Consider the following 16400-nt stretch of genomic DNA (forward strand, 5'->3'; position numbering starts at 1 on the left):
TTCCTTTCTCCTTGGAAACCGCCGGTTTGCTCCCGTATATCCGATCGAGCCTGGTTCATCCGGGCGTTCCTCGACCGCGTATCGGAGCGGCCTCATGGCGCAGAAGCTGTTGCAGTTCACCAAGATCGATCAGGCCAATCCGGACAAGCGGACGGCCGAGGAACGCCGTCACGACTTCGACGAGATCTATGCCGCCTTCGCGCCGGATGCGGCCCGGACCCAGGCATCGCGTTGCTCGCAATGCGGCGTGCCGTTCTGCCAGGTCCATTGCCCGCTCCATAACAACATCCCGGACTGGCTGATGCTGACCGCCGAGGGGCGGCTTGAAGAGGCCTACGAGATCTCATCGGCGACGAACAACTTCCCGGAGATCTGCGGCCGCATCTGCCCGCAGGATCGCCTGTGCGAAGGCAATTGCGTCATCGAGAAGGGCTTCGACTCCGTCACCATCGGCTCGGTCGAGAAATTCATCACCGACACGGCGTGGGAGCGCGGCTGGGTCAAGCCGCCGCTGCCGAAGCGGGAGCTTGGCCTGTCCGTCGGCATCATCGGCGCCGGCCCGGGCGGCCTCGCCGCCGCAATGGAGCTGCGCCGCAAGGGCTTCACGGTCCATGTCTACGACCGCTACGACCGGGTCGGCGGCCTGATGGTCTATGGCATCCCCAACTTCAAGCTCGACAAGGCCGTGGTCGGCCGCCGCCATCAGCTGCTCGAGGCCGCCGGCATCACCTTCCATCTGATTTTCGAGGTCGGCCGCGACAAGAGCCTGGCCGAATTGCGCGCCGAGCACAGCGCCATCCTGATCGCGACCGGCGTCTACAAGGCGCGCGACCTGAAGGCGCCCGGCGCCGGTCAGGACGGCATCATCGCGGCACTCGATTTCCTGACCGCCAGCAACCGGCGCGGCCTGGGCGACACGGTCGAGGACGCGGCCCTGGACGCCACCGGCAAGCATGTCGTCGTCATCGGCGGCGGCGACACGGCGATGGACTGCGTCCGCACCGCCGTCCGCCAGGGCGCCAAGTCGGTGAAATGTCTTTATCGCCGTGATCGCCGGAACATGCCGGGCTCGCAACGCGAGGTCAGCCACGCCGAGGAGGAAGGCGTCGAATTCCTGTGGCTGTCGGCCCCCGAAGCTTTCCTGGGCGACGGCGCGGTCAGCGGCGTGCGCGCCCATTCGATCCATCTGGGCGTCGCCGACAGCTCCGGCCGGCAGATCCCGCAGATGGTCGATGACAGTGCCGCAACGATCCAGGCCGACCTGGTGATCAAGGCGCTGGGCTTCGATCCGGAAGACGTGCCGACCCTGTTCAAGGCGCCTGAACTGGCCGTCAGCAGGTGGGGCACGATCAAGGTCGATCACCGCAGCCTGATGACCAGCATCGATGGCGTTTTTGCCGCCGGCGACATCGTTCGCGGCGCCTCGCTCGTCGTCTGGGCGATCCGCGACGGCCGCGACGCCGCCGAAGCGATCGCCCGCTATGTCGTCGAACGCCAGGGCGCGGCCGCCGCCGCCGCCGAGTGAAGGGAGCCAGCCCCATGTCCCAGGAAATCGAAAACGGCGAAGCCTTCGCGCTCAACTACAAGATCAACGCGGCGAAGCTGGCGGCCGATGGGCTCTATGACCCGGCCGACGAGCATGACGCCTGCGGCGTCGGATTGGTCGCCTCGATCGACGGCAAGCCCCGGCGTGCCGTGGTCGAGGCCGCGATCCAGGCGCTGAAGGCGATCTGGCACCGCGGCGCCGTCGATGCCGACGGCAAGACCGGCGACGGCGCCGGCATCCATATCCAGATCCCAGACGCGTTCTTCCGCGCCCATGTCGCCCGCTCCGGCTCGACCGAGGCGCGCGACCTGCCGCTCGCCGTCGGCATGGTGTTCCTGCCGCGCACCGACCTCGATGGCCAGGAGCGCGCGCGCTCGATCGTCGAGACCGAGATCCTGTCGTTCGGCTATGCGATCTACGGCTGGCGTCAGGTGCCGGTGAACATCGATATCATCGGCGAGAAGGCCAACGCGACCCGGCCCGAGATCGAACAGATCATCATCGCTAACCCCAAGGGCAACGGCCGCGAGGAGTTCGAGCGCGATCTCTACATCCTGCGTCGGCGTATCGAAAAGCGGGTGATCGCCGACCAGCTGCGCGACTTCTACATCTGCTCGCTGAGTTCCAATTCGATCATCTACAAAGGCATGTTCCTGGCGGAGCAGGTCACCGCTTTCTATCCCGACCTGCTGGACCCGCGTTTCGAATCCGCCTTCGCGATCTACCATCAGCGCTATTCGACCAACACGTTCCCGACCTGGCCGCTGGCCCAGCCGTTCCGCATGCTGGCGCACAACGGCGAGATCAACACGCTGCGCGGCAACGTCAACTGGATGAAGAGCCACGAGACCCGGATGGCGAGCCCCGGGTTCGAGGGCTATATCGAAGACCTGAAGCCGGTCGTCCAGGCCTCCGGTTCCGATTCCGCCGCCCTCGACAACGTGTTCGAGCTGCTGTCGCGCTCCGGCCGCCCGCTGCCGATGGTCAAGGCGCTGATGGTGCCCGAAGCCTGGTCGTCGCGCGAGCAGATGCCGAAGGCCCATCGGGACCTTTATTCCTACTGCAATTCGGTGATGGAGCCCTGGGACGGTCCGGCGGCACTCGCCATGACCGACGGGCGCTGGGTGCTGGGTGCCACGGACCGCAACGGCCTGCGCCCCATGCGCTACTGCATCACCAAGGACGGGTTGCTGATCACCGGCTCTGAGACCGGCATGGTCCGGGTCGAAGAGAGCAACATCATCGAGAAGGGCCGGCTCGGGCCCGGCCAGATGCTGGGCGTCGACCTGCGCCAGGGCCAACTCTATCGCGACGACGAGCTCAAGGACCTGATGTGCGCCGAGCGGCCGTTCTCGGAATGGGTCAAGAACATCACCGTGCTCGACAGCCTGATCAAGCAAGGCGGCCCGGAAGCGGCCGAGTTCGATCGCGACGAGCTGCGCCGCCGCCAGGTTGCCATGGGCTGGTCGATGGAGGATCTGGAGCTGATCCTGCAGCCCATGACCGAAGAGGGCAAGGAAGCGATCGGCTCCATGGGCGACGACACGCCGCTCGCCGTGCTGTCCGACGTCTATCGCGGTCTGCATCACTTCTTCCGGCAGAATTTCAGCCAGGTCACCAATCCGCCGATCGACTCCCTCCGCGAACGGCGGGTCATGACCCTGATCACCCGGCTCGGCAACCTCGGCAACATTCTCGACGAGGATGCGACCCAATGCCGGCTGCTGCAATTGGCCTCGCCGGTGCTGAGCAACGCCGAGTTCCAGGCGATGCGCGACTACATGGGCGCGTCGGCGACCGAGATCGACTGCACGTTCGACGTGCCCGCCGACGGCGCGCAGAGCCAGGAAAAGGTGCTGCGCGACGCGCTCGACCGGATCGAGCGCGAGGCCGAGGATGCGGTGCGCGGCGGCTGCAACCACGTCATCCTGTCCGATAAGGCGACCAGCGCCAGCCGGGCCGCCATCCCGATGATCCTGGCGACCGGCGCGGTGCACAGCCACCTGGTCCGCCAGCAGCTGCGGACCTTCACGTCCCTGACCGTGCGCTCGGCCGAATGCCTGGACGTGCATTATTTCGCCGTCCTGATCGGTGTCGGCGCCACGACGGTCAATGCCTATCTGGCGCAGGAAACGATCGCCGACCGGCATCGCCGCGGGCTGCTGCCGGGCGTCCGGCTGGAAGACGCGATCGCCCGCTACAAGAAGGCGGTCGACGACGGCCTGCTGAAGATCATGGCCAAGATGGGCATCGCGGTCATCTCATCCTATCGCGGCGCCTATAATTTCGAGGCGGTCGGCCTGTCGCGCTCGCTCGTCGCCGAATTCTTCCCGGGTATGACATCGAAGATCTCGGGCATCGGCCTGCAGGGCATCCAGCTGAAGGCGCTGGAAGCGCACCTGCGCGGCCATGCCGAGGATTTCATCGCACTGCCGGTCGGCGGCTTCTACCGCTATCGGCGCGGCGGCGAGAAGCATGCCTTCGAAGGCAACATGATCCATCTGCTGCAGAGCGCGGTCGCGAAGGATTCCTACGCAACTTTCAAGAAATACAGTGAGGCGATCCGCAAGCAGCCGCCGATCAACCTGCGCGACCTGCTCGATTTCAACTATAAGCAGCCCGCCGTCTCGCTGGACGAGGTCGAATCGATCACTGAGATCCGGAAAAGGTTGATCTCGCCCGGCATTTCGCTGGGCGCGCTCGGGCCCGAAGCGCACGAGACCCTGTCGATCGCCATGAACCGGATCGGCGCCAAGTCGGACAGCGGCGAGGGCGGCGAGGATCCGGCACGTTACAAGCCGCGGCGCAACGGCGACAATGCGTCCTCGGCGATCAAGCAGGTGGCGTCGAGCCGCTTCGGCGTCACGGCGGAATATCTCAACAACTGCCGCGAGCTCGAGATCAAGGTCGCCCAGGGCGCCAAGCCCGGCGAAGGCGGGCAATTGCCCGGCTTCAAGGTCGATGCCCTGATCGCGCGCCTGCGCCATTCGACCGAGGGCGTCGCCCTCATCTCGCCGCCACCGCACCACGACATCTATTCGATCGAGGATCTGGCCCAGCTGATCTACGACCTGAAGCAGATCAACCCGGATGCCAAAGTCACGGTCAAGCTGGTCGCCCGCTCCGGCATCGGCACGATCGCGGCCGGCGTCGCAAAAGCCAAAGCGGACGTGATCCTGATCTCGGGTCACACCGGGGGCACCGGCGCCAGCCCGCAATCCTCGATCAAGCATGCCGGTATTCCCTGGGAGATGGGCCTGGCCGAGGCGCATCAGGTGCTGGTGCTGAACCGGCTGCGCCATCGCGTCCGGCTGCGCACCGACGGCGGCCTCAAGACCGGGCGCGACGTGGTCATCGCCGCGATCCTGGGTGCGGAGGAATTCGGTCTCGGCACCGCCTCGCTCGTCGCGATGGGCTGTATCCTGGTGCGGCAGTGCCATTCCAACACGTGTCCCGTCGGCATCTGCACCCAGGACCCGGAGCTGCGCCAGAAGTTCGAGGGCAGCCCGGAAAAGGTCGTGAACCTGTTCAGCTTCATCGCCGAAGAGGTCCGGGAGATCCTGGCCTCGCTCGGCGCCCGCTCGCTGAACGAGATCATCGGCCGCACCGACCTGTTGACCCAGGTCAACCGCGGCTGGGCGCATCTCGACGATCTGGACCTGAACCCGATCCTGGCCCAGGCCGATCCGGGCGAATACCCGCGCTATTGCACGCTCGAAGGCCGCAACGAGGTGCCGGATACGCTCGACGCGCAGATGCTGCAGGACGCCAAGGCCCTGTTCGACCTCGGCGAAAAGATGCAGCTGACCTACAACACGCGGAACACCCAGCGCGCCGTCGGCACGCGGCTGTCGTCGATGATCACGCGCAAATTCGGCCAGACCGGCCTGCAGCCCGGCCATATCACGGTCCGCCTGCGCGGCTCTGCCGGTCAGTCCCTCGGCGCCTTCGCGGTCCAGGGCCTGAAGCTGGAAGTGGTCGGCGACGCCAACGACTATGTCGGCAAAGGACTGTCGGGCGGCACCATCGTCGTCCGCCCCATGACCTCGAGCCTGCTGGCGACCAACGAGAACACGATCATCGGCAACACCGTGCTGTATGGCGCCACCTCCGGTCGCCTGTTCGCGGCGGGACAGGCCGGCGAACGCTTCGCCGTACGCAACTCGGGCGCCGAGGTGGTGGTCGAGGGCTGCGGGTCGAACGGCTGCGAATACATGACCGGCGGCGTCGCCGTGATCCTGGGCAATGTCGGCGAGAATTTCGGCGCCGGCATGACCGGCGGCATGGCCTTCGTCTATGACCCGGCCAACCGGCTGCAGCACCTCATCAATCCTGAGACCATAGGGCTGCATCGGATCGAGACCAGCCATTGGTCCGACGTGCTGGAAAACCTGGTGCGCGACCACGTGACCGAGACCCAGTCGCGCTTCGCCGAACAGATCCTCAACGACTGGTCGCGCGAACTCGGCCATTTCTGGCATGTCGTGCCCAAGGAAATGCTGCATCGGCTGGAGAAGCCAATCACAGCGGTCGCGGCGGAGTAAGCGAAGCACGAACAGAAACCCGGCCATCGGAGCATCCGATAGCCGGGTCTGGGCGTCAGTCTCGATTCAAAACTTTACTGCTTGCTGCTCGAACTGCCGCTGGTGCCGGCACCAGCGCTACCGGACGTGCCGGTCGAGCTGGTTCCCATGGGATTGCTCGATCCGTTGGGCGTGTTCGGTGTCACGGCGCCGGTCGGGCCGACGGAATTCTCGTTGGACGACCGTCCGTTCGTACCACCGGAATTGACGCCCTGCCCCGGCGCGCTGTTCGTACCGGACGAGCCGTTCATGCCGGAGCCGGAATTGCTCGTGCTGGACGAGGCGGTCGGCGACGAGGCGGCGGCGCCCGCCCCCGACGAGGATTGCGCGAACGCGGCGCCCGTCACCATCATGAAAGCAGCGGCCGCCAAAACTGTGGTCTTCATCAGGTCCTCCCATATTGGTCCATGATGAAACAAGCGCCACGCCCCTCGGCGGTTCCCTTGCGACCAACGGGATTTATCGCACAATCTCAACCCTAAGGCGATCGGCATCCGCCGGCGTCGCGTAGACGAAGCTGGTCTCGCTGCCGTCGGTCGACCAGATGCGCAACTGCACGTAAGTCGCCGTCGCGGCGAGGATTTCCACCCTTTGGCCGCCTCGGGCCAGCCAGCAACCGGCATGTGCCTTGGACACTGCGGCCTCGATGGTATGGCACAGCATCATCCCCGCCGGCACGCGCGATTCGTCGGCGCGCGCCGAGGCTGCAACCATGCAGAGTAGCACGGCGAGGGCTCCGGCATCGGCGATCCTGTGGCGTACGGCGACGCCCACGGCTCAACCCGCCTCGCCGTCGATCTTCATGTAATATTCGGTGCCGACGAGCGTGTAGAGGGCCTTCGGTTTGAATGGCATCTCGATGCCAGTCGCCGGGTCCGGGTTCAGCTTCGCCTTCGAAGCGCCGATGATGCCCAGGCCGCCATGGACATCCGCGTAGGGCAGCGCCAGCCGTTCGCCCGTGCCGACCTTCTCGCCGGCATCGAAGATGTCGCCGCTGGTGACACTGCAAGTCGGCAGCTGGGCCACCTTCAGCAGGCGATGCCGGATGTCCGCAGCCTCGTCGGCCGGATACAGATCCTCCGGCGCCTGGCCGCGCACGTTCCGTCGCAGGACCTCGAGAATCTTTTCGCCGACCAGCCGAAGTTGCAGATCGCCGTCCACGGTCACGCGCCACGCCCAGACGCGCGGCAGCACCGGTGCGATCTCCTCCGGCCTGATGTCGGACCATCGCGGCATGAGGCGCCCGCCGCGAATGGTCTGCCAATAGTCGAACAGCTGAATCAGCTCAGGCGTCCGCAGCGTCGCGCGAAATTCGCCTGCCTCGATCATCGATGAGTTCGACATTCTGGGTTACCGGCCGTACCGAATGAACTTGGCGAAAGGCGCATGCCCCACGCGGTACCACTAATGCCGCATCGAACCGACAGAAACGTTAAGATTAGCGCGCCTTGGGCAGCATCGTGGTCGCTGCGCGGCAGGAAGAGATGGATCGTCGGGCCCCATTCGGGCTCGCTGCCCTCCCGCCGCCGAGCTAGCCCCCAATCGACGATCGGAGCGCGCCCGAAAATTTTCTCCTTGCGCATCGACGATCTCCCGGGGGCTATACTTAGCGCGGGCCAAGCGTCTGACCCATATCGAATATTAACCTGATTGACGATCACCAGGATCGGCTGCGCCCACGCCCGCGCGGAGAAGGGGACCCCGTCGTGACCATGCTCGACAACCTCGCGATACGCACGAAGATCCCCTTGGGTTTTGCCGCCGTCCTCGCGATCGTGCTCATCCTCGGCCTGGTCTCGATCAGCCGCCTCAGCGCCGTCAACGACAATGCCGCCGATGTGCGCGACAATTGGCTGCCCAGCACCGGACAGATGAGCAAGCTGCTGACCTCGATCTACAGCTATCGCCTGCGCGAGGCGCGCTACCTGCTGGTCGCGGCCGACGGGGGCGATCTGGACAAGGCCGGCGCCGACGTCACGGCCGGTGCGGACCGGATCGTGAAGGCACGCGCGGGCTACGCGCCGCTCGTGGTGCCTGGCACCGAAGACGAGCGGCTCATCAAGCAGTTCGATCAGGAATGGGCGATCTATACGCCGCTGACCGCCAAGATGCTGACGCTGGCGAAGAGCCACGACGCCAAGGGCGCCACCGCCTTCTTCAATGCGGAGTCCCGCGAGAGCTTCGACCGGGCGATCAAGGCGCTGAACGACGACGCCGACTTCAACGTCCAGGAGGGGCGAAAGGCGGGCGACCGCGGCAGTGCGATCTATGATTCGACGCGATGGATCGTGATCCTGGCCATGATCTTCGCCGCCCTGCTGTGCGCGATCCTGGGCTGGTGGCTGGTCTCCAGCGTCTCGACGCCGATCCAGCGCATCACCGAGGCGATGAAGCGCCTGGCCGGCCATGATCTCTCGACCGAGATCGCGGGCCTCGGCCGCCAGGACGAGATCGGCGCGATGGCGGCGGCCGTGCAGGTCTTCAAGGACAGCATGGCCACCGCCGACCGGCTGGCCGAGGAGCAGCGCCACGAGCAGGCGGCGAAGGAGAGCCGGGCGGCACGCATCGAGGCGATCAATGCCGAGTTCGACAGGTCGGCGAGCGAGGCGCTCAACTACCTGGCTTCCGCCGCGACCGAGCTCAGGACCACGGCCGGCGGCATGTCGAACAATGCCGACCTCGCCTCCAAGCAGGCCGGCGCGGTGGCGGCCGCATCCGAGGAGGCGTCGACCAACGTGCAGACCGTGGCGGCGGCGACCGAGGAGCTGTCGTCCTCGATCCAGGAGATCTCGCGCCAGGTCGTGCAATCCTCGACTATCGCCGGCCAGGCGGTCGAGGAAGCGGCCCAGACCGGCGGCACCATGCGCACCCTGTCGGAGGCGGCGCAGAAGATCGGCGAGGTCGTACGCCTGATCAACGACATCGCCGGCCAGACCAACCTGCTGGCGCTGAACGCCACGATCGAGGCGGCACGCGCCGGCGAGGCCGGCAAGGGCTTCGCCGTCGTGGCGTCGGAGGTGAAGAACCTCGCGACCCAGACCGCCCGCGCGACCGAGGATATCTCGGCCCAGGTCGCCGCCATGCAGAACTCGACCGGGGCCGCCGTGGCCGCGATCGAGCGGATCGACGCCACCATCGGCCGGATGAACGAGATCTCGACCTCGATCGCCGCCGCCATGGAGCAGCAGGGGGCGGCGACCCAGGAAATCGCGCGCAATGTCCAGGAGGCGGCGCGCGGCACGACCGAGGTGTCGAGCAACATCACCGGCCTCAACCAGATCGTGGAAGAGACCGGCGCCGCCTCGGTCGAGGTGCTGGGCGCGTCCGACGAACTGGGCCAGCAGGCCGAGCAGCTGCGGGCCCGCGTCGGCACCTTCCTGGCCGACATCCGCGAAGCCTGACCGGAGGCCGGCAAAACGCAGTCTCCGCTAGCCCTCGGGCGGCTTCCGGCGCTAGTTTGGTCAAAGCCCCAGCCCCGGAAGCCGCCCAGTCGCCATGCGTATCCTCTACCATATTCCGCTCTGCCCGTTTTCGCGGAAGGTCCGCGTCGTCCTCAAGGAGAAGAACCTCGAGTTCGAGCTCCAGCAGGAGCGCGTCTGGGACCGGCGGCCGGAATATCTGCAGATGAACCCGGCGGCCGAAGTGCCGGTGCTGGTCGAGGCCGACGGCTCGCCGATCGCCGACAGCGGCGTGATCTGCGAATACCTGGAGGAGGTCTACCGCGACCGGCTGCTGCTGGGCATCGACGCGATCGACCGGGCCGAGGTGCGCCGCCTGATCGCCTGGTTCGACCTCAAGATGAACCGCGAAGTGACGCAGAACCTAGTCGGCGAGAAGATGCTGAAGCGCCAGATGGGCTATGGCACGCCCAGCTCGTCGGCGATCCGCGCCGGCCATGCCAACATCCATTACCACCTGGACTATATCGCCTTCCTGGTCGAACGGCGGCGCTGGCTGGCCGGCGACCATTTCTCGCTGGCCGACATCGCGGCCGCCGCCCACCTGTCGGTGCTGGACTATGTCGGCGACGTGCCCTGGGGCACCCACGAGCTGGCCAAGGACTGGTACGCCCGCATCAAGTCGCGTCCGAGCTTTCGCCCGCTGCTGGCCGACCATATCCCCGGCAACCCGCCGCCGGAGCATTATACCGACCTGGATTTCTAGGAACTTCCCCGCACGGGAGTGAACGCCCATGCCCCGCATCGCCGGCCTGCTCGAAACCGCGCTCTATGTCGCCGAGATGGCGCCGGCCAAGGCGTTCTTCGCCGAGGTGCTGGGCCTGAAGCCGATGCTGTCGACCGAGCGGCTGACCGCGTTCGATGCCGGGCGCCAGGGCGTGCTGCTGCTGTTCCTCGAAGGCGCCTCGGACGCCGACATGCCGGGACCTAATGGCACCGTGCCCGGCCATGACGGCGGCGGCCCGGTGCACATGGCCTTCGCGATCGCGGCCGAGGATTACGGCAAATGGAAGGAGCGCCTCGCCCGCCACGAGGTGACGCTGCGCAGCGAAGTCGCCTGGCCGCGCGGCGGGCGCAGCCTGTATTTCGACGACCCGGACGGCCACCTGATCGAACTGGCGACGCCGGGCCTGTGGCCGAATTACTGAAGGCAGTCCCTGCGCCTCTTCCCTCACCGTCATGGCCGGGCTTGACCCGGGGTGACGACAGAGGGTCGTGCCCTTATACCGGCGCCGGCTCCGACAGCAGCCGGTCGCGCTGCGCCAGCGACGGAAACGCGCGCATCCACAGCAGCACGACCAGCAAGGTGCCGATGCCGCCGATCAGCGCCGCCGGCACCGCGCCGAACCAGGCGGCGGTCAGGCCGGACTCGAACTCGCCCAGCTGGTTCGACGTGCCGATGAAGATGAAATTGACCGCACTGACCCGGCCGCGCATCTCGTCCGGCGTCTCGAGCTGGACCAGGGACAGGCGGATGACCACGCTGATCGAATCCGCGGCGCCCAGCACGACCAGCGCCGCGAGCGACAGCCAGAACGAGGTCGACAGCGCGAACACGATGGTGGCGGCGCCGAACAGCGCCACCGCGGTGAACATGATGCGCCCGACCTTGCGGTTGAGCGGCATCTGGGCCAGCAGCAGCGACATGGAGAGTGCGCCCAGCGCCGGGGCGGAGCGCAGGATGCCCAGCCCCCACGGCCCGATCTGCAGGATGTCGCGCGCGAAGATGGGCAGCAGGGCCGTGGCCCCGCCCAGCAGCACCGCGAACAGGTCGAGCGAGATCGCGCCCAGCACGGCCGGCCGGCTGCGGATGAAGGCGACTCCGGCGAAGACCGAGGCGAGCGTCACCGGCTCCCGCCGCGGCGGCACGCGCTCCAGCCGGATGAGGCCGATCAGGGTGCAGGACACCAGGAACAGCCCGGCCGAGACGGCATAGACCGTGCCGGGGCTGATGGCATACAGCAGCCCGCCCACGGCCGGACCGCAGATGATGGCGCTCTGGCTGGCGGTCGACGACCAGGCGAGCGCGCGCGGCAGCAGGCTGGCCGGCACCAGGCCCGGCAGCAGCGCCTGCAGGGTCGGCGCCTCGAACGCGCGGGCGCAGCCGATGACGAAGATCGCCCCGAAGATCGGCGCGATGCCGAGCCCCCCGGTGAACCAGGCGACGGCGAGGCCGGCGATGGCCAGCCCCTCGACCGCCTGGCACAGGCGCACGATCAGCCGCCGGTCGAACCGGTCGGCGACCGGCCCCACCACGAAGGCAAGCGCCAGCGCCGGCACGAATTGCGCGAGCCCGACCAGCCCCAGCGCGAACGCGCTGCCGGTCAGGCCATAGACCTGCCAGCCGATCGCGACCGCCTGCATCTGGAATGCGATGGTCGAGAACACGCGGCTGGCCCAGAACAGCGCGAAGGCACGATGGCGCAGGACCGAGGCCGGGGCGGCCAGCTCGGGAACGGGAAGATCGGTGGGTTCAGCGGACAGGGGAAGGCTCCGTCAGGTCGGGAGCGGCGGTGCGCGAGGAAAGCTTCGCGGTGGCGGCCCTGCCGGTCAAGCGAGGCGCCTGCGCGGCAGCAATGCGGGGATGGGCGAAGGGTGAGAGCGGCACTCGCTGGCGGGAAGCTCGCACCGGGCTCGTTGATACGCCCGACCTACGGTCTCATCCTTGAAAGTCTCCGGATGAATGCGGTCCAGAATTGAGCGTTCTGAGGCCAATTCCAATCAGGATTTTGGGCGAGATTGGGTGGGTTGCGGACATTGGCGCTCCAACCAAACATGGCGACGCCAGCGCCGCAGCGGGCTTGGCTCATGACACATCCCGACTGGCCTGATATTAAAACCCGCGCAATGTCACCCGGGTAGCGGAGGTAAGTATGCTGGAAGGACGATGTCACTGCGGCCGGGTGAGTTGGCGGTTCGATGGCGTGCCCGACCACGCAACCGCCTGCAATTGCTCGATGTGCCGCCGCCGCGGTGCACTTTGGGGCTACGGCCACGAGGGCATCGATGTGCATGTCGACGGTGAGACGGCAGTCTACGTCTGGGGCGACGCCAGCCTCGACACCCATTTCTGTCCGAACTGTGGGATTGTCGTCTACTGGCGCGTGCGGACCACCGACGACGAGGGTCGGCGACGCATGGGCATCAACCTGCGCTTGGCCGAGCCGGAGGCGGTCGCTGAGATCCCGGTTCACCATTTCGATGGCTTAGACGCTTGGGAGGGCGTCAACGATGGGCGGCGGGTGAAGGATATGTGGTTCTGAGCGGCGGGAAGTGGATCCGCGCGTGCCCGTGTGACGCCGCGATGGGGCCAGTCATCGGCTAGGCGGCTGCAGCAGCGTCCCTGAATGTCGACTTTGGGTCGGAACCAGTCGCCCCAACAGCCGCACAAGCTCCCGCCCTACCGCTGGCTGATACGCCGGACGAAATCTACCAGCCCGGTCTGGCGCTTGCGCTTGGCCCGCTCGGCGGCGACGATCGCCTGGAGCGCGCCGAGGCTGTGCGGCAGGTCGTTGTTGACCAGCACATACTCGTATTCCGGCCAATGGCTCATCTCGTCGATCGCCTTGTCCATCCGGTGGCGTACCACCTCGGGGCTGTCCTGGTTGCGTGCGGTCAGGCGCCGCTCCAACTCGTCCATCGACGGCGGCAGGATGAAGATGCTGACGAGGTCGGCCGCGAGCCGCGATTGGCCGAGCTGCTGCATGCCCTGCCAATCGAGATCGCTGACGATGACCCGGCCGGCGGCCAGTTCGCGCTCCACCGGCGCGCGCGGGGTGCCGTAGGAATTGCCGAATACGGAGGCATATTCCAACAGCTCGCCGGCCGCGACCATCTCGTCGAACCGGGCCTGGGGAATGAAATGATAATGCACCCCGTCGACCTCGGTCGGCCGGCGCTGCCGGGTCGTGACTGAGATCGACAGGGCCAGGCTCGCATCCGATTCGAGGAGTTTGCGGGTGAGCGTGGTCTTGCCCGCGCCCGAAGGCGAGGACAGCACGATGATGAAGCCGCGGCGGCTGATCTCGACCATGGTCGTCTCTACTCGATGTTCTGGACTTGCTCTCGCAGCTGCTCGATCGCGGCCTTCAGGTCGAGGCCGGTCCGGGTCAGGCCCAGGTCGGCCGATTTGGAACAGACCGTGTTGGCCTCGCGATTGAACTCCTGGCACAGGAAATCGAAGCGCCGCCCGACACCCAGCCCTTCCAACAACAGCTCGCGTGCGCCTTGGACATGGGCGGTCAGCCGGTCGAGCTCTTCGCGCACGTCCGCGCGCGCCAGGATCACGGCCAGTTCCTGGGCCAGCCGATCTTCGGTGACCGGGGGCGCCCCGTCGAGCAGGTCGGCAATCTGCTGCTTGAAGCGAACGCGGATCGCATCCGGCTGGGCCGCCGCGGATCGTTCCGCTGCCGAAACATAGCCCGCGATTTCGTCGAGTCGCGTGCCGAGCACGCGGCCGATCCGCTCGCCCTCGCCGTCCCGGGAGGCGACGAGCGCGGCGGCCGCGCGACCGAAGCTCTCGGTCAGGGCGGCGAGCCTTGCCTCGCGCGCTTCCGGACCTGGCTGGTCGTCGACCAGCTCCATCACGCCGCGAATCGCGAGCAGGCCGTCAAGCCGCGGCGGCGCCGCGTCGATGACCCCTTCGAGCGAGTTCAGCAGGCCGATCACCTGGTTCAGCACGGTTTCGTTGATCTTGAGCTGGGCGGCCCGCGCCGCTTCGGTGATGGTGAGCGTGACGTTGATCGAGCCGCGCTTGATGCGGTCGCCCAGCAGCACCTTGCACGGAGCCTCGATCGCGTCATAGCCGGCGGGCAGGCGGAATCGCAGGTCGAGCGCCTTGCCGTTGACGCTCTTCAACTCCCACACCCAGGCGAAGCCGTCGATCTGGCCTTCGACCCGCGCGAAGCCGGTCATGCTCGAAACTGCCACGCGCACCCCCCCAATCGAAAATCTCGTTCCCCCACCGGCTTATAGCCCCGACCCATCGACCGGGACAATCGCCGCGCGGCACATCCGGGAGACGAAGTGGTCTGCGCGTGCGATATAGTGGGCCATGGTGAAAAATTTCCGCAGCATCCTCCTCACCGGCGCCGGCAGCGGCCTCGGTGCGGCCCTCGCCCGCCGCTATGCCGCCCCCGGGGTACGGCTGGCTCTCATCGGCCGCGACGAGTCCCGCCTGGCCCAGATCGCCGCCGAATGCGTCGGGCGCGGGGCGATGGTCGAGCACGCGTCGATCGACGTGACCGACCAGCCGGCCCTCGCCGCCTGGATCGCGGCATCCGACGAGGCGCAGCCGTTCGACCTGGTGATCGCCAATGCCGGCGTCTCGGGCGGGACGTCAGGCCTGGGCGAAAGCGACGACCAGTCCCGACGCATCTTCGCGATCAACCTCGACGGCGTGTTGAACACGATCGATCCGATCCTGCCGCGCATGCGTCGTCGCGGCGCCGGGACGGTGGCGCTCATGAGCTCGCTCGCGAGCTTCCGCGGCCTGCCCGGTGCCCCGGCCTACGGTGCCAGCAAGGCGGCGGTCCGCGTGCTGGGCGAGGCGCTGCGCGGCGACTACATGCCGAGCGGCGTCCTGGTCAGCGTCATCTGCCCCGGCTTCGTCGTGACGCCGATGACCGCGCGCAACCGGTTCCACATGCCGTTCCTGATGACGGCCGAGCGCGCCGCCGAAATCATGGTGCGCGGGCTGGCCCGAGGCCGCGCCCGCATCGCGTTTCCCTGGCCGATGTATGCGCTGGCCCGCCTGATCGCGGCTCTGCCGGCGCCCTTGATCGACCTCGTCGCAGCCCGCCTGCCGCGCAAGGGCGCCTAGTTCTTCGGCGCGCCCTGCAGCTGCCGCCAGCGCTGCACCGCCTTGTTGTGCGCGTCGAGCGTCGCCGAGAAGGCATGACCGCCTGAGCCGTCGGCCACGAAATAGAGCGCGTCGGTCGCGGCCGGATCCAGCACCGCCTTCAGCGCCGCGCGGCCGGGATTGGCGATCGGCCCCGGCGGCAGGCCTTTGATGACGTAGGTATTGTAGGGCGACGGCAGGTCGAGGTCCGCCCGGGTGAGCGTGCGGCCGAGCGGCTGCGCGCCCAGGGTCACGCCGTAGCTGACCGTCGGATCGGACTGCAGCCTCATGCCCAGCTTCAGCCGGTTGTAGAACACGCCGGCAATCAGCGGGCGCTCGGCCTCGAGCCCGGTTTCCTTTTCCACGATCGAGGCGAGCGTCACCGCCGCCTCCGGACTGTCGAGCGGCAGGCCGGGCTTGCGGGCCGCCCAGAGGTCGGCGACCAGCTTGGTCATGCTCCGGCGCATGCGGTCGACCAGCGCCTGCCGCCGGTCGCCCAATGAATAGAAATAGGTCTCGGGCAGCAACTGCCCCTCGCCCGGCCGGTTGACGATCTCGCCGCTGAGCGCGTCGGCGTCGGCGACCAGGGCCAGAATCTCGGCGCTGGTCAGGCCTTCCGGCACGACCAGCCGATGGATGACGGTCTTGCCGGAGCGCAGCAGGTCGAGAATGCCGGCCGGCGAAATGGCGGCCGGGAACAGATATTCGCCGGCCTTGAGCTCGCCCGCCCCGGCCGTCAGCCGGGCCGCCAGCATGAACGGACGGACGTGGTCGAGGATGCCGGCCCCTTCGAGGGCGGCACCAATCGCCTCGCTGTTGCCATGGCGCTCCAGCACCAGGGTCTTGGCCTCGGTCGCAGGCCCCGGCGCCTCGTACCAGCGCAGCGCCGACCAGGCCCCTAGAATGCCGAACGCCGCCGCCAGGCACAGCCCGGCGACGGCGATCGGTAAGCTTCGCTTCACCGAACGGAACGC

14 protein-coding genes are annotated in these 16400 nt (G+C 67.3%); 8 read left to right on the forward strand and 6 right to left on the reverse strand.

Translation table 11 applies throughout. The annotated features are described in order from the left end of the window. Positions 1-94 precede the first annotated feature (94 nt). The 3 genes from VGV37_RS29120 to VGV37_RS29130 all read left to right on the forward strand — a co-directional run bounded on the left by VGV37_RS29120 (position 95) and on the right by VGV37_RS29130 (position 6540). On the forward strand, positions 95-1525 hold the full coding sequence (locus VGV37_RS29120; RefSeq protein WP_326883373.1) for an NAD(P)-dependent oxidoreductase: 1431 nt from the start codon (positions 95-97) through the stop codon (positions 1523-1525). Positions 1526-1539: 14 nt separating this feature from the next. Next, the gene (gene gltB, locus VGV37_RS29125) at positions 1540-6090 is read left to right on the forward strand and encodes a glutamate synthase large subunit (protein WP_326883374.1); all 4551 of its coding nucleotides are present in this window, start codon (positions 1540-1542) and stop codon (positions 6088-6090) included. Positions 6091-6171: 81 nt separating this feature from the next. After that, positions 6172-6540, forward strand: a complete 369-nt coding sequence (locus VGV37_RS29130) for a hypothetical protein (protein ID WP_326883375.1) — start codon at positions 6172-6174, stop codon at positions 6538-6540. Positions 6541-6588: 48 nt separating this feature from the next. Here the strand turns inward: VGV37_RS29130 and VGV37_RS29135 are convergent, their stop codons facing one another. Both VGV37_RS29135 and VGV37_RS29140 read right to left on the reverse strand, forming a co-directional pair. Continuing rightward, on the reverse strand, positions 6589-6903 hold the full coding sequence (locus tag VGV37_RS29135) for a hypothetical protein (RefSeq protein WP_326883376.1): 315 nt from the start codon (positions 6901-6903) through the stop codon (positions 6589-6591). 3 nt (positions 6904-6906) lie between these two features. Next, entirely contained in the window at positions 6907-7458 is a 552-nt protein-coding gene (locus tag VGV37_RS29140; RefSeq protein WP_326883377.1) for a PAS domain-containing protein, read from the reverse strand. A gap of 383 nt (positions 7459-7841) precedes the next feature. Between VGV37_RS29140 and VGV37_RS29145 the strand changes: the two genes are divergently transcribed. The 3 genes from VGV37_RS29145 to VGV37_RS29155 all read left to right on the forward strand — a co-directional run bounded on the left by VGV37_RS29145 (position 7842) and on the right by VGV37_RS29155 (position 10735). After that, positions 7842-9530, forward strand: coding sequence for a methyl-accepting chemotaxis protein (locus VGV37_RS29145; protein WP_326883480.1), 1689 nt, complete (start codon positions 7842-7844; stop codon positions 9528-9530). Positions 9531-9624: 94 nt separating this feature from the next. Beyond that, positions 9625-10293, forward strand: coding sequence for a glutathione S-transferase family protein (locus tag VGV37_RS29150; RefSeq protein WP_326883378.1), 669 nt, complete (start codon positions 9625-9627; stop codon positions 10291-10293). Positions 10294-10321: 28 nt separating this feature from the next. Beyond that, the gene (locus tag VGV37_RS29155; protein WP_326883379.1) at positions 10322-10735 is read left to right on the forward strand and encodes a VOC family protein; all 414 of its coding nucleotides are present in this window, start codon (positions 10322-10324) and stop codon (positions 10733-10735) included. A 73-nt stretch (positions 10736-10808) separates the two neighbouring features. On the opposite strand, the gene VGV37_RS29160 is transcribed toward VGV37_RS29155, so the two are convergent. After that, complete coding sequence (locus VGV37_RS29160; RefSeq protein ID WP_326883481.1) at positions 10809-12071, reverse strand: MFS transporter; 1263 nt, start codon at positions 12069-12071, stop codon at positions 10809-10811. 389 nt (positions 12072-12460) lie between these two features. Here VGV37_RS29160 and VGV37_RS29165 point away from each other — a divergent pair, with 389 nt between their 5' ends. Then, positions 12461-12850: a GFA family protein gene (locus VGV37_RS29165; protein WP_326883380.1), complete on the forward strand. Its 390-nt coding sequence runs from the start codon at positions 12461-12463 to the stop codon at positions 12848-12850. 137 nt (positions 12851-12987) lie between these two features. On the opposite strand, the gene gmk is transcribed toward VGV37_RS29165, so the two are convergent. Together gmk and VGV37_RS29175 are read right to left on the reverse strand one after the other, a co-directional pair. After that, positions 12988-13620 (reverse strand): guanylate kinase, encoded by a 633-nt coding sequence (gmk, locus tag VGV37_RS29170; protein WP_326883381.1) that lies wholly within the window; start codon positions 13618-13620, stop codon positions 12988-12990. 8 nt (positions 13621-13628) lie between these two features. Then, complete coding sequence (locus VGV37_RS29175) at positions 13629-14516, reverse strand: YicC/YloC family endoribonuclease (RefSeq protein WP_326883382.1); 888 nt, start codon at positions 14514-14516, stop codon at positions 13629-13631. Positions 14517-14643: 127 nt separating this feature from the next. On the opposite strand from VGV37_RS29175, the gene VGV37_RS29180 reads away from it, so the two are divergent. Beyond that, positions 14644-15408: an SDR family NAD(P)-dependent oxidoreductase gene (locus VGV37_RS29180; RefSeq protein ID WP_326883482.1), complete on the forward strand. Its 765-nt coding sequence runs from the start codon at positions 14644-14646 to the stop codon at positions 15406-15408. Here the strand turns inward: VGV37_RS29180 and mltG are convergent. Then, a complete protein-coding gene (gene mltG / locus VGV37_RS29185; RefSeq protein WP_326883383.1) occupies positions 15405-16388 on the reverse strand; it encodes an endolytic transglycosylase MltG in 984 nt (327 codons plus the stop codon). The genes VGV37_RS29180 and mltG overlap by 4 nt on opposite strands. Between the last annotated feature and the right edge of the window lie 12 nt (positions 16389-16400).

It is taken from the genome of Aliidongia sp., assembly GCF_035943795.1.
Lineage (GTDB): Bacteria > Pseudomonadota > Alphaproteobacteria > ATCC43930 > CGMCC-115725 > Aliidongia.